Source organism: Agrobacterium sp. CFBP2214 (assembly GCF_030209895.1).
Lineage (GTDB): Bacteria > Pseudomonadota > Alphaproteobacteria > Rhizobiales > Rhizobiaceae > Agrobacterium > Agrobacterium radiobacter.
Window position 1 is genome coordinate 321,595 of the sequence record NZ_JARVRC010000006.1, and the last position, 21,865, is coordinate 343,459.

A 21,865-nucleotide genomic window follows, 5' to 3' on the forward strand; every position below is an offset into this window, starting at 1 on the left:
TAACCACCACAAACAATTCCGACAAAGCCCAAAGACATGTCGCTTACCGAAGCCCGATCAGAACCGCTCTCCTCCCCGCAGCCTCCATCGGCGGCAGTTCGGGACCGTGTCCGGCCGGTCGCAGCAGTCGTGTTCTGGGCGATCTTTCTGCTGGCGCTTCTCAATCGGGGCGCAACGGAAATCGAAAGCCGCATCGTTGTCACGGCCGCCATCTATCTCCTGCTGGTGCCATCGATCCTCCTGTTCGGACCTCCCAAGGCCGGTGCAGGCAAGGTACTTGCGGCGGCCTGCCTTTTGTTGGGAGCGCTTATCGTGCAGATGCTGCTGCAGGCATCCCCCCTGCCCGGCATCGCGCGCGCCAACCCGGCCTGGTCCACCGCCGCCATGTTCATGCAGAATGCGCCAGCCGCAACGATCTCACTGACGCCTGCGGATGACCGACTCGGCCTCATGAGCGCCGCCCTGCCTTTCGGCGTCTTCATGACCGGCCTTGTGATTTTCGATACCGACGAGCGTGCGGCCAAGACGCTGCGATGGTTTGCAATCGCCGGGGGCTGGCTTGCGCTGTTTTCGATCGTGCAATTCGTGCTTTTTCCCGAAGCTCTCGGCTTCATCCAGAAACGCTTTTATCTCGGCAGCCTCACCGGCGTCTTTGTCAACCGCAATACCGCCGCAACCTTCTTCGGTCTCATTCTTCTGACGCTCGCCGTATTATTACACAAAAGTCTCCTCGCTCCGGATTGGGCGAGAGTAAAGGCGCTCGTGGCAAACCGCCTGACCGTGCCGACTGAGCAGAAAAAACTCATCCGCAGAGCCGCTTTTCTCGGGGTACTAGCGGGCTTTTGCTTCATCGCATTGATGCTGACGGGGTCGCGCGCCGGGATCGGATCAAGCCTCGCAGCGTTGATTTTCCTGATCCTTCTGATTGTGTTCAACTCTCCCGCCAGAACCGGCCGCAACGGGGTCTCCGGCCGGCGCAGGCAGCGGGGGACGAGACGTCGCGCCGCGCTCCTGATCGCGATCGCCATCGCCCTGTTTGCGCTTTTCGCCAACCGGGTGGCGCTTCGCATGGAAACACGGTTGGAAGACGACATGCGCTTCTGCTACATGCCGGGCATCGCACGCGCCATCGCCGACAATTGGCCGCTGGGATCGGGTCTGGCAAGCTTTACGGACATCTATGCGCCCTATCACGCGGCGCGATGCGGGGTGGACGCCGTCGTCACCCATGCCCACAATGTCTATGCCGAGGGGCTGTTGACACTCGGCGGGGCCTTCCCGTTTTACCTCGCATTTTTTGTGCTCATCCAGCTGGTGATCTTTATTCGCGGGGCACGGAAACGCAGAAATTATCGGTATGCCTCTCATCTCGGCCTTGCGGCGCTGCTGCTTGTGCTGCTGCATTCGACGCTTGATTTTTCGCTGCAGATTCCCGGCTTCGCCATGGCCTATGCCGTTTTCCTCGCCCCGGTCGTCACGCTTTGCCTGAACCCGCCCGGAATGGAACGGGAAGGACGCAAAAGGCAGAGACAATCTCCAGCCGAAGCTGCAATGCCCACAACAATCCATTCAAGCCAGACAGCACAAACCGCGCTTCGTCTGCCATGACAGGAGTTTGGCATGGGTTCGCGGATGCAACATAATTGTCGTGATCTTAACGCCATGGGCGCAGGAATTTGAGCATGCGGATATTGCAGATAACCTCGCTATTTGCTCCGGATCGGGTGGGCGGTGCGGAAATATTCGTGGAAGACCTCGCGCGTGGACTTGCGGATAGAGGACACACGATCGCGGTGGCCGCCATCTCCCGTAAAGAGCAGGCAGCGGAACAGCGAGACGGTTTCGCCATTCACCGCCTCGGGCACACCACGCCGTTCTTTATCGGCGACTGGGGGCAACAACCGGAATGGAAGCGGAAATACTACAAGATCGCCGTGCAACTGGATCCGCGCCTCGTTCGCCGGCTTGCGCGTGTCATCGATGATTTCCGGCCGGATGTGGTCAATACCCATTCTCTCTCGGAACTGACGCCGCTGATCTGGCCGATGATCCGCAAGCGCAGCATTCCGCTGGTTCACTCGCTGCATGATTTCACGAGCATGTGCACCAACGGCTCGCTGTTTCATGACGGGCATATCTGCGATGGCAGCAGCAAAAAATGCCGCGCCTTTTCTTACCTCCACCGGCGTTGCCAATGCGCGGTTGATGCGGTTGCCGGCGTTGGTCGCGATATCGTCGAGCGTCATGTGCGGGCAGGCTTTTTTACCCACGTGCCCGAAAACCGCCGCACGGTGATCTGGAATGCGATTTCACCACCGACTTCGCCACAACCGCGCCTCCCCCGCGCGCCGGGAGAGCCGCTCGTCTTCGGCTATCTGGGTCGTATCGAAGCGGCAAAAGGGGCGGACCTGCTGATCGAGGCCCTGCGGCTCTTGCCTTCACAAGGCTGGCGACTGGTCATGGCGGGCCGCGCGCCTGACGGTATCGAGTTCTACCGGCAAAAGACAGCCGGCCTTCCGGTCACGTTTCCGGGTTATGTGGAGGCCGATCATTTCTTCACCGGCATAGACTGCCTCATCGTCCCGCCTTTGTGGCCGGAGGCGTTTGGACGTACCGTCGCCGAAGCCATTCTGCGCGGCGTACCCGTCATCGGCGCAAATCTTGCGGGCGTTGCCGAACAGATCGGCGCGGACAGGCCGGAACGCCTGTTCGCGCCGGGCAATGCCGCCGAACTGGCCGCGCGCATGGCGGAGGCCATGCGCAATCCCGCCATGCTCGAGGAAACCCCTGAAACCCGGGAGCGAATTCGGCAAGGTGTCGCACCCGAAGGGGTCGTCGCAGCCTATGAAAAGCTCTATTCGGATGTGCGTAAAACCAACGACGCATAAACCGTCACTGTCGAGACAAGGCGCTTGGGTGTCTCCGGGCCTCAACGCCGCGTTTGAAAAAGCTGCGCGTAGCTCTTCGCCGCCTTCTGCCACGAATATAATTTACGGTTCTCATAACCTGCCTGGCGAAGATTGTCTGCGAGTTCCGGATTCCCCAGAAGCCGCTCAAGCGCGTCAACAAGGCTTTGAGTGTCCGCCGGATCGAAAGTCAGGGCGCCATTGCCGGCGATCTCCGGCGTTGCGGAACGGTTGGAGCAGACGACCGGGCATCCCAGCTGCTGCGCCTCCAGCACCGGCAGGCAGAACCCTTCATAGGTAGAGGGTACACAAAGGCAGGCGGCATGCCGGTAAAGTTCGGCCAGCTGCCGATCATCTATGCCGGAAAGCCGGATCAGCCGGGTTTTCAATTCCGGATCAGCCAGCGCGCAGGCGATTTCCTCCGCCTCGTCGCGGCCGACATGCACGACACGCAGATCCGGCCATTTTTTACCGAGTATGGCAAAGGCTTTGCCAAGGAGGGAAAAATTCTTGTTGGAAGTCGCGTTTCCGACCACCAATATGTAGCGCCCGGCAACAGGCGGTACCAAACCAAGAGTCTCGGGATCGACATTCAGCGTACTGTCGGAATGAATGGTAAGGCTCTTATTGGCAGCGGCAGGATAAAAACGCGCCAGATCCTTCCGCGTCGCGTCGGATACGCAGATAACCTGATCCGAGCCGGCCATCATCAGCTTGAAGATGAAATCGGTCGTCAGGGTTGCCCGCCAGCCGATCTGTTCGGGAATGGTTTTGAAATAAAGATCGTGAACAAGGGTGAGACGCCGTTTGCCGCCGAGGGGACTTCCGAAAGGATCGGCGTTAAACAGCACATCAATGCCATGCTGGCGGCAAAGCGCGGGCAGCATGGCGGCCTGATGCACCACGTCAAAAACCATGATGCGGGGCCGCGGAGTCTCGATAAGCTGCAATCGGCTGTCGCGCAGGCTTTCTGGCAGTTGCGCCCGCGTCCACGGAGAGCGCAGAATATAATCGTCACCTGTCTGCTCCAGCAGCCGCTCCAGCAGGCTGAAGGTGACGCGGGCGACACCGGAAGCCTTGCCGCCATATTGGCTCGGCATGTTTACGAGAATGCGCATCCTGGCCCTTCCGCCTGCCGGCATTGCCTGTTCCCTGTCGATCACCGAACGGAAGCTCACGCTGCCTCCTCCAGCAGCGCGGAAACGGACCTGCAGGTTTCCTCCAGCGAGAAACGCTGGCTCACATCCTCCCTCCCCTTTTGCGCCAGCCTTTCCGCCAGAGCCGGATCGGACAGGACGCGGCCGAGCGCTGCGGCCAGCGCAGATGGCTCTCCCGGCGGCACGAGAAGGCCCGTTTCGCCGTCACGGATGATTTCGGTAACCCCGCCGCCGCGCGTGGCGACAACCGGACGCCCGCACATCATGGCCTCGACAACCACCCGGCCGAAGGGCTCGGCAACAATTGAGGTGTGAGCAACCGCATCCATCGCCGCCATCAGTTCCGGCACATCCGAGCGGAAACCGAGGAAGCGGACACGGCCGTCGAGACCGAGACTGGACGCCTGTTCGCGGATGCGCGCCTCATAGGCCTCCTGCCCGAAAAGCGCTCCCCCGACGATCACCGCCTGCACTCCCTCCATCGCCGCAATCGCCTCCAGAAATACATGCTGTCCCTTCCATTCGCTCAGCCGGCCAAAAAGGCCGACAAGCGGTTGCGGACCGAGGCCCAGTTCCGCTCGCAGCCGCGCGGCCTTGCCCGGCTCGTAGACCTTTGCCCTGGCGGGATCGAAGCCGTTGTAAACGATGCGAACCTTATTCGCCTCGCCGCCGGCCTCGATGAAAGCCCGGCCCGTTTCTTCGGAATTGACAGCCACCAGCTTGGCGAAAAGGCGCGCAAATGCCAGCGAAGCCCGACGGTTGGTGGCGCTGAAAGCGGGATCGGTGACGATATCGTGCAAAATCCAGACAAGCGGGCGACGGCTGAGCTTCGCGGCCAGCGCGCAGACAAAAAGCGCCTTTTGCGAGTTGGCGCAGATCACATCATAATGCCGCGCCTCCCGGCTCAATTGCCAGGCGACCGCCATCACATCAGCCGCTCCGCGCAACAGGGCGCCGAACGACGCATTGCGGCGGATTGACAGCATTTTTTCTCCGGCGGACAACATGACCGGAGGCCGCCCGGCGTCAGCCAGATCATCTGCGGCCGCACCACCACTGAGAAAACAAGCGCGCCAGGAATGCGGTCCACCCTTGACGAGATCAGCCAGAAAAAGTTCGGCGCCGCCCTTCTCTCCGGTATGGCTGACAAAAAGAGCGGATGTCATGCCGTCTCCCCTGCCGTAGGAGAGAACCCACGATGCGTCTGGTCTTGATTGCGGGCATGAACAGCACACCTGCGAAAAGAACCATCCTGCGCGATAGCGACAGGGATATCTTCGTCGGAGATTACAGAGAAATGCACGTTGCTAGATAAAAACACCAGCATCAGAACCTTTATTAGTAATAAAATTTAAAAATAGCAAAAGTAAAATAAAAATATTCTATTTTTACACTTCAGACGAAATGCAAGAAAAATTCATGACGTTTGTTTTTATGCGCTGATCGCCATTCCGCTCCCGGCATTTTTTCCCCGTGCCTCATGACGGAATTATCCTGAGGCCAGACCAGGAGAACGAACGATGGCAGCGCTCGGATACAACATATGCATATATATGGCACGAACGGAAGAGGTGGCGGCATGATCGGCGTAACGCTCGGCATCCGCCCCCGGACCATGGGCGCCATCGGTCTTTCCTTGACGGCGTTCTCTGTCCTGCGCGCCCGGCTGACAGCGGGTCAGAATGCCACGCTGTTCGTGAACGGCGACAGCACCGCCCATGCCGAAGCCGGACCATTTCAGCAATTTGCGATGATGCTCGGCGAACTGCACGATACGACGGTGGTGTTACATCGCTGGGCGGAATGGGAAACGAATGCCGCTACCGGGCCAAAAGCCTATGCGGAACCGGTCACGCTGCGCGCCGGTAAGGGGGCGACGCTGGCGGTCTATCTCGCAACGCTACCCGGCGGCATGGCGGGTTACATGCTCGCGAAACAGCGCGCAGCGGCGCTGAACATCCCCCGTCCGGATCTTTGCATCCTGCATCAGGGCCATAATATGCAGACCTTCGAGGTGCCTGGCGGCATTTTGAGCTCCGGGCGATCCACCCTGCTCGGCCCGCTCGGCATGACCGAATGGCAATGGCCGGGCACGCCACAGATCATCACCACGCAGAACCCGTGGCGTGATGGGACGGGTTACGACAAGGTCTATCAGGCAATCCTCGATTTGGCCCGAGCACATCCGAACCTTACGCTGGTGGATACGCATGCGGCATTTCTGGCGAAGGCCAAGGACGCCGCCCTTTATCGGGACAATATCCACCCGAACGATGCTGGATCGCGGCTCATTGCCCGAACCCTGTTCGATTCCTACCTCGCTTCGGCATCCGACAGCGGTTTTCAGACACCTTGCTGGCCGAAGCTGCCTGCCGCCAATCTCATAGGGAATGGTGACTTTACCGACTGGTCGGGCTCCGCTCCGACGGGCTGGGGCCTGATTGCGCCGGGCTCAGTTACCAAAACTACCGACGTCATTTTTTCTCCATCCTTCACCAGCAGCCTTGCCCTACATGCAAATGGCAGCCAGACGGCAGGACTCACTCGCTATTTCCGCAACGCGGAGGCCGCAGCAATGATCGGCAAAACCGTCTCCTTCGCCGTGCTTTACAGGAATAACGAGAGGCAGCGACTTCCATATGTCACGATGGTCGTGAAAAGCGGCGGCGCAGTCCGGACGATCGCTTGCTCCGCCCTGCAATTTGGAGGCGCCAACATCTCCGGTAACAGCGGCTGGATGTGGGCGATCGCCAACGGGATCGCCATAGATCCAGACATGAGCCCGACCGGGTATAATTTTTATCTGCGCATCCTTCCCGCATTCGGCACCAGCGCGCCCACCTCAAATGAGCCAGTTCACATTCAGCGCATCATCGCGGTCGAAGGGGATTTGCCGAAAGGCAATCTTGTCTAATGGAGAAACGGATAAAATTATCTTGCGTGGCGACGTCATCGAGCCCACTAATGGTCGCCATATTATATTTATTGCCGCGCGGTAACGCCCCTCTCTAAGGGACCGTCGAAATCCGCCTACAAAAGATAAAGGCCGCGAATGAAAAAACGAAAAAATCATGCGGCATCGCGCCTGCCCGCCCTACCGGGTTTCGTTTTGGCAATGCCGCTTTATCCCTCAAAAACAATCAATATTCCCGGCATCTTTCTGGCTATATTCGTTTTTTCCATCGGTTTCTTCATTCAGTGCAACGTGGTGACCAGCAATATCGGCCTGCGTTTCCTCAACATTACCGACATGCTGGTGCTGATGACGCTGCCCGTCATTGCGCTGCTTTACATTCGCTGCCTGACACCGTCGATCGCCCTGTTTTACCTCCTGCCGCTGACGGTCCTGTTTGCACTGACGGCCCTGTTTGCCGACGCGCGTGGCGATGGCGAATTTTATACGACGGCGATGACCTATTTTTATGCGGTCTATTTTCTCTTCTTTGCCTACATGCTGTTCAAGGAGAACCTTCTCGAGCTGTTCTGCTGGGGCATGTTCGCGGGCTTCATAGCCGTGACGATCCTGCTTTTCCTTGACATCGTCATTCATGACCAGCTTGCCTCCATCGGATTGTCCTTCATGTTCGATGAGGCGGGCGTCCTGGAACTCGCGGCAAAAGGTGAAATAACGCCGCTGCTTTTGCGCGTCGAAAAGGCAGGCGGCATCTGGCCTGTGGGAAACACCGCTGGACCAGCCTTCGCACTGGCCGGAGCAGCCGCTGCCTATCTCGCCGAACGCCAAAGACGGCCCGCGCTGTTTGCGGTGTTTCTGCTCATATACCTGGCAAGCTTTACGCTCACGCTCAACCGCTCGGGTGTGTTTGCCGTGCTCGCCATCGGACTTTATTTTTACGTCCGGAATTTTTCGGTCAAAATGCTGCTCAGCACGTATTTCGGCTTTGCTTTATGCGCCCTTGTCATCGCCGCCGTTCTGCCGCTCGGCGCTTTCGACTTCGCGGGGGAGGTATTTTCGAAACGTTTTCTCGAGGACAGCAATAGCAGCAACAACTTGCATGAGCGGTGGGAGACGATCACCGGCGGTTTTCAGGTCATGTTCCTGCATCCGTTGGGCATCGGATTTACCGCTCGATATGAAGAGCTTGCGCGTATCGCAAAGATCGGTACGCCCCATAACGGCTTTATGGCCACCGCCTACGCTTCCGGCCTGGGATTTTGCATGATGAGCGCCTTTGCGCTGTTTTATGCAATTTTCCGAAAACGCAAGATCGGCTTTTTCGTCTATTCGGCAATCGGGATCATTATCGGCTATCAGTTCGAAGAGCTGAATTTCAATCCCGTCTTCATGGCCCATGTGGGGCTTGCCCTCGCCTACGCCGCCATGGATCTGGACTTCAGGCTCTTCCTGAAGACCACAGTGATGCGGATGCTGGGAACAGCAGATGACGCTCGCCACCGAGAAGAAGGAATCGTTATCGGTAATCCGGGCCTCAGCCCTTTATTGTCTGACGGCAGATAGCAACAAGAAGGCCCTTATTTTTGAGGGCCCATTTTACCCAGTCCGGCCCGGGCGTCAGGCGACTTCGATGATTTCGATCTCCCTGCCGGCCAAACTGACCAGATCACCAGCCATTTTTCCCATCAGCACCCTTGCAACCGGGGAGACATAGGACATCGTTCCGGCAGCCGGGTCGGCCTCATCTTCGCCGACGATTCGAAACCGTTGCGTTCGTCCGTCATCGCGGCTGAACGTCACCAGACTGCCGAAGGCGACGACGCCATCCGCTGGCGGATCAGGCATCAGTTGGGCGGTGCGAACCCGCTCGGAGAAATATCGCAGATCCCGTAGCGGGTTGGCGGAAATGCGCCGTCTTTCATTGATGTCTTCAATGGCATTGGCCGCCTCACAGGCTTCGCGCGCCAGTCGCAACTGCTCTTCCAGCGCCTTGAGCCCGGACTGCGTTACCAGATTGGGATGAGGCGAGATTACTCGATCCGGCAGAACGGTTTCGGCTGCGGTTTCCGCGCTGTCTTCCTTGGTAAAGGCTACGCTCAATCCTGATACTCCATTCCTCAGATGCCGCGCGGACATCTGCAATCCGCCCCGATCTTGCCATCACCCGTAGGGGTACAGCAAGAGCGCGCCGATGGTTCAAAACCCGACATATAACAGGCGGAACCGGCCGATGACAACGCGCCCGTTCAACAGCTGAATGCAACCGCAGGGGAACATACCCCTTATATTTCGGCCTAACAGGAGGCTTTTTGCCCTGTTAGGGTGTGCAGCAGGAGGAGTGAGGACACCAACGCTAACGGACAGGAGACGGTTCATGGCCCGGACAGTAGTGAATGCGCTTGGAGACACACTCTATTACAGCGGCAGTTCCACCGGATTTTTCTCCGCCACGGGCTCCGGCCCGCGGCTCGCCGGCACTGCCGGCAATGATTCCATGTGGGGTGATAGCTCCGTCAACGTGACCATGGCGGGCGGCACCGGCGACGATATCTATTATCTCTATTCCGGTATCAATCGCGCCGTCGAAAATGCCGGGGAGGGCATTGACACCATCGATACTTGGATGAGTTACACCTTGCCCGACAATTTCGAGAATCTCAGGGTAACGGGTGACGGTCGTTATGCCTTCGGCAATTCACTCGACAATATCATCACCGGCGGATCGGGCAGCCAGACGATCGATGGCGGGTCCGGCAACGACGTACTGATCGGTGGCGGCGGGGCCGACACTTTCGTTTTTACGAGCGGCAACGGTACAGATCTCATCATGGATTTCAGCGCCAATGACACGATCCGGCTGAATGGTTACGGTATCACATCCTTCGATCAGCTGGCCGGCAACGCCACGCAGCAGGGCAGCGACCTGTGGCTCAATTTTTCAAATGGCGAGGCCATCGTTCTTGCAGGAAAAACCATAGACGACCTTCAGGCCGACCAGTTCGAGCTCAGCCTCGATCGATCCTCTCTCACCCAGACCTTTGCCGATGAATTCGACGCGCTGTCCCTGCGCAGTGGCAATCAGGGCACCTGGGACGCCAAATATTGGTGGGCACCCGAAAAGGGAAGCTCGCTGACGACGAATGGTGAGGCGCAATGGTACATCAACCCCTCTTATGCCGGCACGTCGGAGGTCAATCCGTTCAGCGTTGCAAACGGCGTCCTGACGATAACCGCCGAGAAAACCGCGCAATCGATTGCCGATGAAGTCGAGGGTTACGATTATACCTCCGGCATGCTGAACACCTATTCCTCCTTCAGCCAGACCTATGGATATTTCGAAATTCGCGCCGATATGCCGACCGACCGGGGCGCCTGGCCTGCCTTCTGGCTCCTGCCCGAAGACGGCTCCTGGCCGCCGGAACTCGATGTCATCGAAATGCGCGGCCAGAATCCCAATACGCTCATCATGTCCGCCCATTCCAACGCCACCGGTGAACAGACATCGGTCATCAACAATGTCAGTGTGCCGAGCACGGAAGGGTTTCACACTTATGGCGTTTTGTGGGATGCCGAACACATAACCTGGTATTTCGACGATGTCGCCGTGGCACAGACGGAGACGCCTGACGATATGCATGACCCGATGTATATGGTCGTCAACCTTGCCGTCGGCGGAACCGCGGGAACACCATCGGATGCTGATTTCAGCGACGGCTCGCAGATGATGATCGATTATATCAGGGCCTATTCGCTCTCCGACTGGGCAGCGTAGACCAAAAACACCGGCAGTCGCATCGGGACTGCCGGTGTTTCAAACATCAGCCTATCGAATTACACCTTGTTCAGGCCATCACTCGGCTGCGAGTTGGGTGCGGGCGGCATTAAGCGACATCAGATGCCGCGCCGTTTCGAGGCTTGCCGGCTGCTCGGCGCGGTAACGGCGGCCGATTTCCATCATCAGCACGGTATCGGGCAGGAACGAAAGTTCGGAGAAGATGCCCTGCCAGTCGATATCGCCCCAGCCGAGCGGCATGTGCAGATCGCCGATGCCAAGCGCCGTGTTTTCCTGGGCAAAATAAGGCTGATAAAAGCCCTGCGGGCGGCCGAAGGAATCGTGCACATGCAGATGGCCGGCAACCGGCGCCATGGCGCGAAGCTCATCGCGGAAATCGAGGCCACGATAGGTGGATTCGAGATAGGCATGGCTGAAGTCGATCAGCGCCACGACATTGTCGTGACCGACAGCCTTCACGGTCGCAGCCACTTCGGCCGGCGTCTGGCGGTATTGGCCGGGCTCGGTGGAGAAGATATTCTCAAGGGCGATACGCACGCCATAGGGCCTGCAGAACTCCGCCAGTTCGAAAAGCGCTTCCCGCTCGCGGCTGTCGGCATCGGCCCGTTCGGCGATCTGGTCGGCACGCAGGGCGCCGCTGTGCTGGACGAGGATGCCTGCGCCGATACGGTCACAGAGAACGGCAAGCGCCTTGGCCGCATCGATCTGGTAACGGCATGTCACCGGGTCCATGAAATTCGAAGAGACGAGACCGTGCACGGTGTAGCGGAAGTCGAACTGCTTTGCGAGCGACACGAAACGGTCGGCGCGCTCCTCGATGATCCGGCCGCCAGCGATCATATCGAGGCTTGTTGCGGCGATTTCTACGGTGTCGCAGCCAATTTCGGCAAGCGCGCGAAGATCGCTTTCAAGGGTGGCCAGTTCGCCATCGTCCGAGCCGGCGTTGAAGCCGGTACCTATAAGATTGCTCATGTCATGATCTCCAAGGGGAAGGAAGGTTATGCGAATTCAGGGAGCTGCGCGGTACGGCGCATCGTATCGAACAGGTCCGGGCGGTCGATGTTGACGTAGTCTACCCCGGCCAATGCGATCTCTTTATGAAGGTCGATGTCATCACCGCCGTAATAGACCATGATTTCGAGACCGGCCTTGCGGCATGCCGCGACAAGACCGGGCCGCCGCATCTGTGCCGGCGTGATCTCTATGATCGAGGCATGGTGCACGGCCGTCGCCAGCGAAGGCGACTTCGCAATGTCGAGCGTCATCATCTTGCGGAATTCGGGTGCGATGGCCTGCAGACCGCGGCGCATTTCCTCGGAAAAGGAGAAAAAGAAAGTATCGCGCAGCATGCCGAGATCGCGCACCAGGGCGGCGACCTTGACGGGATCGCAATATTTCAGCTCGACATAAACGCCGCAGCGGCCGCGCAAATGGCGGAGGTAGGCATCAAGACGCGGCACCACAGCGCCCTTGAAGTTTTCCCCGAACCAGCTGCCCGCATCCAGCGCATCGATCTCGCTCGACAGGGCATGGCCGATAGGCCCCGTACCGTCGGTCGTGCGCTCAAGCGTTTCGTCGTGAAAGACATACAGCACGCCATCCGCGCTCTCGCGCACATCAAGCTCGATATAATCCGCACCCTGCTCTAGAGCGAGATCGGCGGCGGCAAAGGTGTTTTCGGGCGCGAAACGGTTGGCGCCGCGATGAGAGACGATTTTGGGCATGGAATGTCCTGTCAGTTTACGGGTTCCGGCTGACGCGCCGGCATGGTCGAATTGTGGGAAAGATCGGCGTGCAGTCCGGCAATGCGGTTGCCGGCTGCGTCAAAAACAAGGGTCAGACCGGATTTGCAGCTGACGCCAACCCGCTCACCGGGCGCATGCCTTATCGTCTCGCCATATTCCAGCGCATGGATGACACCTGCGGGTGTGTCGATGCTGTAGAAAACCTCGCGCCCCATCGGCTCGACGGTGGCGACCGCCCCTTCAAGCCACGCTTCGGCTGGCTCGGTAAGGGTGATATCCTCGGGGCGCAGCCCGAAAGTGATCTCACCGTCGCAACGGGCATTGATGTCGAGCCGGGCATCGCCGATCCACAGCTGCTCGCCCTGCGCCTGCCCCTTCAAGAGGTTCATCGGCGGCGTGCCGATGAACCCGGCGACGAACAGGTTGTTGGGCCGGCGATAAAGATCGTCAGGCGTACCGATCTGTGCAATGGCGCCATTATTCATGCAGATGATCCTGTCCGCCATGGTGATCGCCTCGATCTGGTCATGGGTGACGATCAGAGTGGTGATCTTCAGCCGCTTCTGCAGGTTTTTCAGCTCGGCCCGCATCGTGATGCGCAGGGTCGCATCGAGATTGGAGAGCGGCTCGTCCAGAAGCAGGATATTCGGTTCCTTGACCAACGCTCTAGCCAGCGCCACACGCTGCTGCTGACCGCCGGAAAGCTGCGAGGGCCGCCGGTCGAGCAACGCGCTGATCTGCACGAGGCTTGCCGCCTCCTCCACCCGCCGCGCCGCCTCCTCGCGCGGCACATTCTTGAAACGCAGCGGAAAGGCGATGTTCTGCCGTACCGTCAGATTGGGATAAAGCGCATAGGACTGGAAGACGATGCCGACATTGCGGTCGCGCGCATCGATGCGGTTGACGTTGTGGCCGTCGAAGGCGATCTCTCCGCCGGTCGGCGCGTAAAGCCCGGCGAGCAGGAAAAGCGTGGTCGATTTTCCGCATCCCGACGGGCCGAGAACGGCGACGAATTCGCCGTCTTCGATCGTCAGCGTCATGGGTTGCAGAACCCGGGTGTCACCCCAGCTTTTGGTGACTTTGTCGAGGGTGATCCTGGCCATGGCGATTATCCTTTGATCCCGCCGAAACTCATCTGGGTGATGTATTTCTGGGTGAAGATGTAAATGATCAGCACAGGCAGCAGATAGATGATGCCGACAGCGGCGATCATGCCGTAATTCACGCCCACGCTGTCCTGTGCCACGAAGAAGAGGTAGAGGCTCATCGTCATCTGGCTTTTTTCGATGAGCAGGGTCTGGACAAAGACATATTCTTCCCAGCCACGCAGAAAGGTGAAGGTGGCGACAGCTATCAGCCCGCTTCTGACCTGCGGCAGAACCACCATGCGGAAGGCCTGGAAACGGGTCGCGCCATCGGTGACCGCACTCATCTCGATGTCCCAGGGGACATTGTCGAAGAAGCCCTTGAGAACGAAGATCGCAAAGGGCAATTCCAGCGCGCTCATGACCAGCACGACACCGAAGAGATTGTTGAGAAGGCCCATATAGTGCAGCTGCACGAAGATCGCGACAGTCAGCGCCAGTGCGGGAAATGCATGCAGCAGCAAAAGTCCGCGCAGGATGTTTTCACGTCCGGCAAAGGCAAAGCGCGACAGTGCATAGGCAGCCGGCGTGGCGACCAGCGCAACGATCAGGGTCTGGGAAGCCGCAAACAGCAGCGAGCTGCGCATGGCTGTCCAGACGGACGGCATCAGCGCAATGCGGGTATTGCCTGTTTTCTCGATGTCACGGCTCCACAGGAAGCTGTAATTCTCGATGGTCAGATGCGGCAGCACAAGCACGAAGACCAGCGCCGCCACCACGACGCCGAGCGCGAGCCAGAGCAGTGCGGGGTTGCGCAGGCGTGCTGAAAACAGCGCGATCGCAATCGCCCCGAAATAGGCCAGCGCGGCAATCGCGCCGCTGCGCCACAGCACCAGCCGGCTGAGATTGTCGTCGGAACTGGTCAGCGATTTCACCAGCAGCCAGAGATAGGGCAGGAGAACCGGGACGGAAACGACCGTGAGAAACACGAGGATGACGGGAAGGAAGCCGGCACGATGGGCGCGGCTGCGTCTTTCAAGATGCGCCCAGTCCGGTTTCAGATCGGAGGCGCGCCGGGCGTGGCTTTGAACGAGCGTCATCACAGCACCTCGATTTTGGCGGGGGCAAAGGTCGCGCGCATGTTGCTGACGCGCCATTGAACGAGGGTCACGGCGACGCCGATGGCCATCAGGCCGAGCGCCAGCGCCGCGCCATAGGCGTAAGCACCGTTTTCGAAGGCGCGCCGGTAGATATAAAGCGCATAGGTGGTGCTGTCGTAGACAGGGCCACCGCCGGTGATCAGCAGGATATATTCATAGGTCGTCATCAGCGACAGCGCCTGATAGAGCGTGATGAAACGGATCGGAGCCGAAAGCGCCGGTGCGATAACGTGGCGGAGCACGCCCCATTCGCTGGCGCCATCGACGCGCGCCGCATTGGCGAGATGCGAGGGTATCGAGCGGATCGATGATGTCAGGATGACCATGGCGAAGGATGCGCCGACGACGCCGTTCGCCACCACCACCAGAAACAGCGGAAAGTCGTTGCGCAGGTTGAGCGCCGGTGCGCCGAGCATACCGAGGAACTGGTTGAGCAGGCCGGAGGAGGTCGGATCGGCAATCCATATCCAGAGCACGCCGTAAAGCACGGCCGGGCTCATGCGCGGCAGCAGCCACAGGCCGCGGAAGAAATTGCCCAGCCTGTCGGGTATCGCCGTCGTCGTGACCGCCAGAAGCGCGCCGAGGCCGATATTGAAGAGAAACAGCGTTGCGCCGACATAGATGAATGTCGTCAAAAGCACGACCGGCAGGCGTACATCACGCTGCACCATGCGCTGGAAATTCTCGACCGTGAATTTGCCGACCTTCAGATTCGCGCCCATATCGGTAAAGGCGATCACCAGATTGACGACGATCGGCGCCAGGAAAAAGACGCCGAGCAGGGCAAGAGCCGGCGCCAGATAAAAAATCGGCCGGGCCGGACGACGCGCCCTGAGCTGGAACTGAGACATTGGGATATACCGGTGGGAACACGGGAAAGCCGCCCGGCGTAACCGGGCGGCGTGGTGTCTGATAAAACTCAGTTGCTTGCGGCTTCGCGGATTTCGATATCCGCGCCAAATTGCAGTTCGAGTTCGTCGGCGATGAAATCGACCGCCTGTTCGGCCGTCATCTTGCCGGTCTCGACCGCCTGCAGGCCGCTGAACAGCACCTTGTTGTAGCTGCCGAACTTGGTGTGGTTAGGCACGAACTGTGCGTCCTTCATCATCGGCGAAGCGGCGGAAAGAACCCAGTTGTCCCGGTATTTCGGCATGGCCGTCTGCGCGTTGCTGATGGCCGTGTGATAGGAAGTGACGGCGTGCTCGTTGTTGAAATAGGGCAAGGTCGCCAGCGCCACGAGATCGGCGGCAATATCGGCATTGGCGCTCTTCGGGTTGACGGTATAGAGCAACGGATGCGACAGGTTGGCCGGTTTGCCGCCCTTTTCGGCTGCCGGTGCGGAAATCCAGCCGATCTTGTTGAAATATCCTTCGCGATCGGTCGGCCAGGTTGCGCCGTTCTTGTCACCAACCTGCCAGGCAACGGCCCACACGCCCTGATGGAAGATGAAGGCCTTTTCCTGTTTGAAGGCGGTCTGGATGGCTTCCCAGCTCATGGCGGTATTGTCGACCGGCGTGACGCCCTGCTTGGCGTTGCGCTCATACCAGCCGAGCGCCTTCACCATTTCCGCCTTGGGGAAGACAAGCTTGCCGGTCTTTTCGTCCATGAACTTCACGCCATAGGACTGAAACACCATCAGATAGTCGATACCGACATTCGGGCGATGCAGCATGCCATATTGAGCGGCCTTGCCGTCGACCACTTCCTTCGACAGCGCGGTCAGATCATCGAGCGTGAATTCACCGGCATCGACCTTGGCCGGCAGGCTTTCGATAAAGGCCTCGTCCTTGCCGATCTTGCGCAGCATGTCCTTGTTGTAGAAGAACATGCGGATTTCCGCGTCCTGTGGAATACCGTAAATCTTGCCGTCGGCGCCCTTGGCCGAATTCCAGAGGACCGGAAGAATATCGCCATAGACCCACGGGGCGGCGGCGATCCTGTCTTCCATCGGCATGGCATAACCGTCCTGCACGAACTGGCCAATCCATTCATGCGGCAGAATGTAGATATCCGGGCCCTGCCCCACCGAAAATGCCTTCAGCGTATCGAGAGCGAAACCGTCCCAGCCCTGCACGCTGCTATTGTTCGTGTCGATGACGATGCGCTTGTCGACGCCGGCGGCCTTGAACTGCGCGTTCATGATGCCGGCCGCCGCTTCAATGTTGGTGACGCGGGCGGGCGCGTTCTTGTCGGCGAGCGTCCAGAGTTTGACGTTGATGTCTTCGGCAAAGGCAATGGCCGGCAAAAGTGCGCCGATGGCGACCGTGGCCGCCAGGGAAAGAGATTTAAACATGAGGTGCATTCCCGTTGAAACTGATTATTTAATTAAGTTGCTTAATTTACAGCTTTATGACATTTCCGGCACTAAAGCTGGGAGAGCAGAACTTTGGCTGAGAAACGAAACGGCGGATTTGCGGGTATCGGCGCGACACAGGGCGCACTTCTGGGTTACATCAGGCGCAAGGGCTCGGCATCGCGGGTCGAACTTGCGGAATATTGCAACGTCACACCGGCGGCCGTGAGCATGATGACTCGCAACCTGCTGGAACGCGGTCTTATCGAGGAAGGCGCGCGCCGGCAGGAAGGCCGCGGCGCTCCCCATATCGACCTCATGCTCAAGAAAACCGTCGGTTATGCCCTCGGCGCCCATGCCAATCGTTATTCGGTGATGCTGACGCTGCTGAATTTCGGCGGGGAGATCGTTGGCGAATTGCAGATGCGCGGTTCCTATGACGCGTTTTCCGATGTCCAGCGGGCACTTGAGGAAGGATCCGAAGAGCTGCTTTCAAAAAACGCGATTAGCCGCAACGACCTGATCGGTGCGGCGATTGCCATGCCGACCCGCTTTCGCAACGAGGCGATGTCGCTCGATCTTGCTGACGAGGTCATTTCCTGGGCGGGTTCCGACCTTTCCGCCATGCTGCGCGAGGCGCTGCGCTGCCCGGTGATTATCGAAAACGACGCCAATGCGGCGGCCATGGGCGAACTCACGCTCGGCAATACGGCGGGGCACGAAAATTTCGCCTATCTCTACCTATCCGAAGGTATCGGCGGCGGCATCATCATCAGGAACGAACTCTATCGCGGTTTTCTCGGCAATGCCGGCGAGATCGGCGCCCTGCGTGGTCGCGGAAACTCACGGCCCTCTTTCGAAGATTTGGCGGCCTGGTGCCTTGAGCATGTCGGCGAAAAACCCTCCGGACGGGCTCCTGACATCTGGACAGACTACCTGTCCCGCAACGCCGCCGTGCTTGACGCGTGGCTGGACCGAGCCGGGCCACAGGTTGCCCGCCTTGGCTTCGCCGTCAGCGCCGTATTGGCGCCCGACGCCATCTATGTCGGCGGCACGTTGCCGAGGATGGTGCGCGAAAAACTGGCGACGTGGCTGGATTATGAGGTTTCGGACCCGTTCAGCGGCGCTAAGGTCATCCAGCCACAAATCCTGCTGCCCGGGGTCGTCGCAACGGACCCCGTGGCCTTCGGCGCGGCGGCAATGATCCTGCACAGTATTGGCGAAACGGACTGAGGGCGTGCAAAGGGTGGCGACGGATGTTTCACCCCCCGAGATTGTGCACCATGAAATAAATCAGCCAGCAATGCGCGATCGCCAATATCGCCCAGGCCCATTTTGCCGCCCTGATATCGGAATCGACGACCCTGTTGCGGATCTCGGTCCTGGCCGGCGTCTCCTCCCGCGCTTGATCATCTCCGAGGGCGGGTGAGGGCAATGTCCGGGAAATCGGTTCGCTGACAACATAAAGCCTGTCATTGCGCAGAGGCGGGCACGACTCGTCATCAACGCTCTCCGCATCGGAAAGCGTATCGTCGCTGGAAGCGCAATTCACCGCCGCAAGTTGCGGTGACATCCCCCTGTTACGCACTTTACCTCTATTGAGCATCATAATTTTCCACACAATAAAAATAAAAATATTCCCTGACGACCTCCGATAAAGCCGCGCTTTACCGGGCATGCCGCAATCTGTGCAGTCCACGCCTTCACGCCCCAAAGACGTCCCCGCGATCAGGGCACCAGGGCTCCCGGCAGACCACGCCCGCCCGCATAGGGCTTTGTCTCCCGCTGGATCAGGAAGACGGATTTTTCCACCGGCAGCGGCTCGATCGTCCGATAACGCTGAAACCGCTTTGAGTATTCGAACCGGATGAACCTGTCGTCGAACTTCCCCGCCAGAACGCGATAGCCGTTGACGAATTCATTCAGGATTTCCAGCTCTTCTCCCCACACCCAGCCGCCGTAGGACGTTCCTTCATTCGACCGCAGCACGATCTCGAAAAAATGCCCGCCCGCCACCAACGGCATACGAAAGAGGATATCGAGATTATCCTCGTCCTCCTCATCGCCTTTCTTCGCCGACAGCCTGGCATGCGCGACCTTCGCATGGACCAGCGCCGAGACCGGATAGAACGGACGGCCCTTGAACCACATGAATTCACTGACCGCATATCCGACATCGTCGGCACGCTGATAAGGTTCGATGCGCGGCTCGAAGGCCATGTAGCTTCCGTTAAACGCTATCACTTTCGAAAAATCCCGATGCCTGCCCGCCGCATGTCCGCTGTTTTCCACCCGTCATTCATGCTTCTGTCTGCGACAATAGGCAGGCCGCGTCACACCAGCGTCAAATGGAATGCTATGATGACTTTCAATTTCCCGGGCACGTTGTTAGATGATGATTCATGAGGGGACGAAAGTGGCTGGGAACGCTGAACTGATACCGATCCGGCTTTTTGGCACCCCGCGCTGTGATGCGGTGCGGGAGGCATTTTTTCCGTCCAAGGGCTTCGCCCTCACTGCCGCCCTTATCCTTGCGCCGAACCAGTCCCTTTCCCGCCAGCATGCCGCATCGCTGCTGTGGGAAAATGTCGAGCAGAAAAGGGCTCTCGGCAATCTGCGGCAGCTGATCCTGCGCCTGCAGAAGCTTCCCAACGAGGATGAGGCGATCCTTCTGACCGAAGGAAACGATCTTAAGGCCGGCAAGCTGGCGCAGCGAACCGACCTTGCCATCTTCCTTGCCGGCGCAAGGGCCGAAGACCCGATGCGGCGGCTCAATGCGCTGCTTGAATTCGGCGGCGAGTTGCTGGAGGGGTTGGAGGCCGGACAGGATCATCTTTATCTCTGGCTGCTTTCCGAGCGCCGTCGTCTCAGGGATCTGTTCTTTTCCAGCTACACCCAGCTTCTGGAAGAATTGACGCGTTTTGGTCGCGCCAGTTCGAACGATATCGCCAGGCTTGCCGAATGCGCCTGCAAGATCGAGCCGGAGCGCGAAGAAACCTACCGCGCCGCCATGGCGGCCTATGCGCGGATCGGAAACATCAGCGCCTGCGAGGGCATGCACCAGCTTCTGATGGAGCAGCTCCGCCAGGAGGGGCGTTCCCCGGAAGCGGAAACCGTGGCGCTGAGGCGGAGAATACAAAGTCTGACCGCCACGATAACGGTCGCCGCCGAGCCGGAAGAGGGCAACCGCCGAAAATCCCTGGCTAAACCCCGCGTCGCATTCGTTCGCCCGGCAAGGGTCGACGGGCAGCCGGTCTCGCCGGTCATGCAGGCCTTCGTCGAGGATGTCGCCAACAGCCTTGTCCGATACCGGACCTTCACCGTCCTTTCGCCGCACAGCACCTTTGCACTGGCGCATCAGCGGGCCGATGACAGCTACGCCATGCTGCGGGCGGATTACCGCATCATTTCGACCGTGTTCGACGAAACCCGCATGTCGGTTGCCTTGATCGAGGATGCAAGCGGTGAAATCGTCTGGTCGCTGGAGGCAGTCCTGACCGAGCGGCATATCCACGCCGCCTTCCGGCTGCTGTCCAAACAGGTGGCCGCAGCACTTGCCCGCGAAATCGAGCGGCTTCAGGTGGAACCCGACCGCAACCATAGCGGCGAGGCCTATCGGCAATTGCTGGAGGGCCAGCAGCTTCTGCGCGGCAAATGCGACCTGCCGCTTCTTCGAAGAGCCCGCTCGATGTTCCGCAAGGCGGTCGATCTCGACCATAGCCTGGCGGTTGCCCGCGCCCGTGTGGCGCAGAGCCTGCAGCTGGAATGGCTGATGCTTGGCGGCAATGATCCCCATCTCCTGCATCGCGCCAAGGCGGAAGCGGATTCCTCCATCGAGATCGACCCCGCTCTTGGCGTCGGCCACTGGATGTGCGCGGTGGTGGCGCTCTACCAGCGGGATTTCGACATCTCCGCCGAAAAATTCTTCGAGGCGGAGGCGCTGGCGCCTAACTCCGCCGACCTCCTGCTTCAGCATGCCGATGCGCTCGCCCATTTCGGCGATGCGGAAATCGCCTGGGAGAAGTTTCAGCAGGCCATCGACCTCAATCCGCTTGCGCCCGACATCTACTGGTGGGCCGGCGCCAGCATCGCGTTCAAGCGTGAGGATTACGGCACGGCGGTGGAACTGTGCGGGCGGATGGAAAATGACGAGCCGGCGCTGCGCGTCTTGACCGCGAGCCAAGCTTTGCATGGCGATTTGGTCGCCGCCCGCGAAACCGGCAGCAGGCTTAAGGAAAACTATCCGGGTATGACGGCGAGGGAGATCAGCAGCCTGTCTCCAGACCGGGACCCGGTAGCGAATGAAAAATTCTATCACGCACTTCGATTAGCTGGGATCAAATAGGAGATATTATGTCCTCGCATTTCTTCATTGTCGGAAAAAAGGGTTTCGGCGTTCTCTTCATTCGCACGGCGCCGCTGCGGGTTGCGTCCGTGTCGCATGAGACGATTGCCGCCTATGAAGCCAACCATCCCGGCGTGGATGGTTATGCCCGCGTGGCAGCGGCCGCAAAGTCCATGCTCGTTCGTCAGAACGGCCAGCCTGAAGCGGAACTGGACCAGGTTCAGATTCAGGGCATCGAAGCCCTCGTCGCCGGTGGCGCCGTGGTTTCCGAAGCCGATTTCGCCTTTATCGGCGAAGTGAGCGACGCCGGCTGGGATTTCAACCGCATGGTACAGGCGCCGATCGAAGCCGCCCTGAAGGCTGTCGGCCCGGCCGGCTCCGTCACCGGCGAGCTGTTCGACGCCATCCTTGCCGACGACGGCAACACGGCACCCTGATCGCGGTCGCGCAGCCTTGACCGGCGCCGA

General features: G+C 59.4%; 19 protein-coding genes. 8 read left to right on the plus strand and 11 right to left on the minus strand.

What is annotated here, in order from left to right:
- Positions 1-36: 36 nt before the first annotated feature.
- Entirely contained in the window at positions 37-1,608 is a 1,572-nt protein-coding gene (locus QRN60_RS17165; RefSeq protein ID WP_112295552.1) for an O-antigen ligase family protein, read from the plus strand.
- A gap of 74 nt (positions 1,609-1,682) precedes the next feature.
- Entirely contained in the window at positions 1,683-2,888 is a 1,206-nt protein-coding gene (locus QRN60_RS17170) for a glycosyltransferase family 4 protein (RefSeq protein ID WP_112295551.1), read from the plus strand.
- Between the two features lie 41 nt (positions 2,889-2,929).
- Here the strand turns inward: QRN60_RS17170 and QRN60_RS17175 are convergent, their stop codons facing one another.
- Both QRN60_RS17175 and QRN60_RS17180 read right to left on the minus strand, forming a co-directional pair.
- Positions 2,930-4,024, minus strand: a complete 1,095-nt coding sequence (locus QRN60_RS17175; protein ID WP_112295594.1) for a glycosyltransferase family 4 protein — start codon at positions 4,022-4,024, stop codon at positions 2,930-2,932.
- A gap of 56 nt (positions 4,025-4,080) precedes the next feature.
- Positions 4,081-5,229 carry a glycosyltransferase family 4 protein gene (locus QRN60_RS17180; RefSeq protein WP_080864791.1) on the minus strand — a complete coding sequence of 383 codons (1,149 nt, stop codon included), beginning with the start codon at positions 5,227-5,229 and terminating at the stop codon, positions 4,081-4,083.
- A gap of 413 nt (positions 5,230-5,642) precedes the next feature.
- Here QRN60_RS17180 and QRN60_RS17185 point away from each other — a divergent pair, with 413 nt between their 5' ends.
- Positions 5,643-6,977 carry an SGNH/GDSL hydrolase family protein gene (locus tag QRN60_RS17185; RefSeq protein ID WP_112295593.1) on the plus strand — a complete coding sequence of 445 codons (1,335 nt, stop codon included), beginning with the start codon at positions 5,643-5,645 and terminating at the stop codon, positions 6,975-6,977.
- Between the two features lie 138 nt (positions 6,978-7,115).
- A complete protein-coding gene (locus QRN60_RS17190; RefSeq protein ID WP_284765952.1) occupies positions 7,116-8,540 on the plus strand; it encodes an O-antigen ligase family protein in 1,425 nt (474 codons plus the stop codon).
- Positions 8,541-8,594: 54 nt separating this feature from the next.
- On the opposite strand, the gene greA is transcribed toward QRN60_RS17190, so the two are convergent.
- Complete coding sequence (gene greA / locus QRN60_RS17195; RefSeq protein WP_020012115.1) at positions 8,595-9,077, minus strand: transcription elongation factor GreA; 483 nt, start codon at positions 9,075-9,077, stop codon at positions 8,595-8,597.
- A 274-nt stretch (positions 9,078-9,351) separates the two neighbouring features.
- Between greA and eglC the strand changes: the two genes are divergently transcribed.
- Positions 9,352-10,749 carry an endo-1,3-1,4-beta-glycanase EglC gene (eglC, locus tag QRN60_RS17200; RefSeq protein WP_112295550.1) on the plus strand — a complete coding sequence of 466 codons (1,398 nt, stop codon included), beginning with the start codon at positions 9,352-9,354 and terminating at the stop codon, positions 10,747-10,749.
- 78 nt (positions 10,750-10,827) lie between these two features.
- Here the strand turns inward: eglC and QRN60_RS17205 are convergent, their stop codons facing one another.
- From QRN60_RS17205 to QRN60_RS17230, 6 genes are all read right to left on the minus strand, one after another.
- Positions 10,828-11,742 carry a TIM barrel protein gene (locus tag QRN60_RS17205; RefSeq protein ID WP_003509546.1) on the minus strand — a complete coding sequence of 305 codons (915 nt, stop codon included), beginning with the start codon at positions 11,740-11,742 and terminating at the stop codon, positions 10,828-10,830.
- A 26-nt stretch (positions 11,743-11,768) separates the two neighbouring features.
- On the minus strand, positions 11,769-12,494 hold the full coding sequence (ugpQ, locus tag QRN60_RS17210) for a glycerophosphodiester phosphodiesterase (RefSeq protein ID WP_112295549.1): 726 nt from the start codon (positions 12,492-12,494) through the stop codon (positions 11,769-11,771).
- Between the two features lie 11 nt (positions 12,495-12,505).
- A complete protein-coding gene (locus QRN60_RS17215; protein WP_112295548.1) occupies positions 12,506-13,618 on the minus strand; it encodes an ABC transporter ATP-binding protein in 1,113 nt (370 codons plus the stop codon).
- Between the two features lie 5 nt (positions 13,619-13,623).
- On the minus strand, positions 13,624-14,700 hold the full coding sequence (locus QRN60_RS17220; RefSeq protein WP_020012120.1) for a carbohydrate ABC transporter permease: 1,077 nt from the start codon (positions 14,698-14,700) through the stop codon (positions 13,624-13,626).
- Positions 14,700-15,611, minus strand: a complete 912-nt coding sequence (locus QRN60_RS17225; protein ID WP_003509551.1) for a carbohydrate ABC transporter permease — start codon at positions 15,609-15,611, stop codon at positions 14,700-14,702. Before QRN60_RS17225 ends, QRN60_RS17220 begins: the two co-directional genes overlap by 1 nt.
- Positions 15,612-15,679: 68 nt before the next feature.
- The gene (locus QRN60_RS17230; protein WP_112295547.1) at positions 15,680-17,053 is read right to left on the minus strand and encodes an ABC transporter substrate-binding protein; all 1,374 of its coding nucleotides are present in this window, start codon (positions 17,051-17,053) and stop codon (positions 15,680-15,682) included.
- Between the two features lie 93 nt (positions 17,054-17,146).
- On the opposite strand from QRN60_RS17230, the gene QRN60_RS17235 reads away from it, so the two are divergent.
- Complete coding sequence (locus QRN60_RS17235; protein WP_112295546.1) at positions 17,147-18,286, plus strand: ROK family transcriptional regulator; 1,140 nt, start codon at positions 17,147-17,149, stop codon at positions 18,284-18,286.
- A gap of 28 nt (positions 18,287-18,314) precedes the next feature.
- On the opposite strand, the gene QRN60_RS17240 is transcribed toward QRN60_RS17235, so the two are convergent.
- Both QRN60_RS17240 and QRN60_RS17245 read right to left on the minus strand, forming a co-directional pair.
- The gene (locus QRN60_RS17240) at positions 18,315-18,731 is read right to left on the minus strand and encodes a hypothetical protein (RefSeq protein WP_223567331.1); all 417 of its coding nucleotides are present in this window, start codon (positions 18,729-18,731) and stop codon (positions 18,315-18,317) included.
- A gap of 50 nt (positions 18,732-18,781) precedes the next feature.
- Entirely contained in the window at positions 18,782-19,273 is a 492-nt protein-coding gene (locus QRN60_RS17245) for a hypothetical protein (RefSeq protein ID WP_003509559.1), read from the minus strand.
- Between the two features lie 172 nt (positions 19,274-19,445).
- On the opposite strand from QRN60_RS17245, the gene QRN60_RS17250 reads away from it, so the two are divergent.
- Positions 19,446-21,398, plus strand: a complete 1,953-nt coding sequence (locus QRN60_RS17250; RefSeq protein ID WP_003509562.1) for an AfsR/SARP family transcriptional regulator — start codon at positions 19,446-19,448, stop codon at positions 21,396-21,398.
- 8 nt (positions 21,399-21,406) lie between these two features.
- Positions 21,407-21,835 carry a hypothetical protein gene (locus QRN60_RS17255; protein WP_003509564.1) on the plus strand — a complete coding sequence of 143 codons (429 nt, stop codon included), beginning with the start codon at positions 21,407-21,409 and terminating at the stop codon, positions 21,833-21,835.
- Positions 21,836-21,865 lie beyond the last annotated feature (30 nt).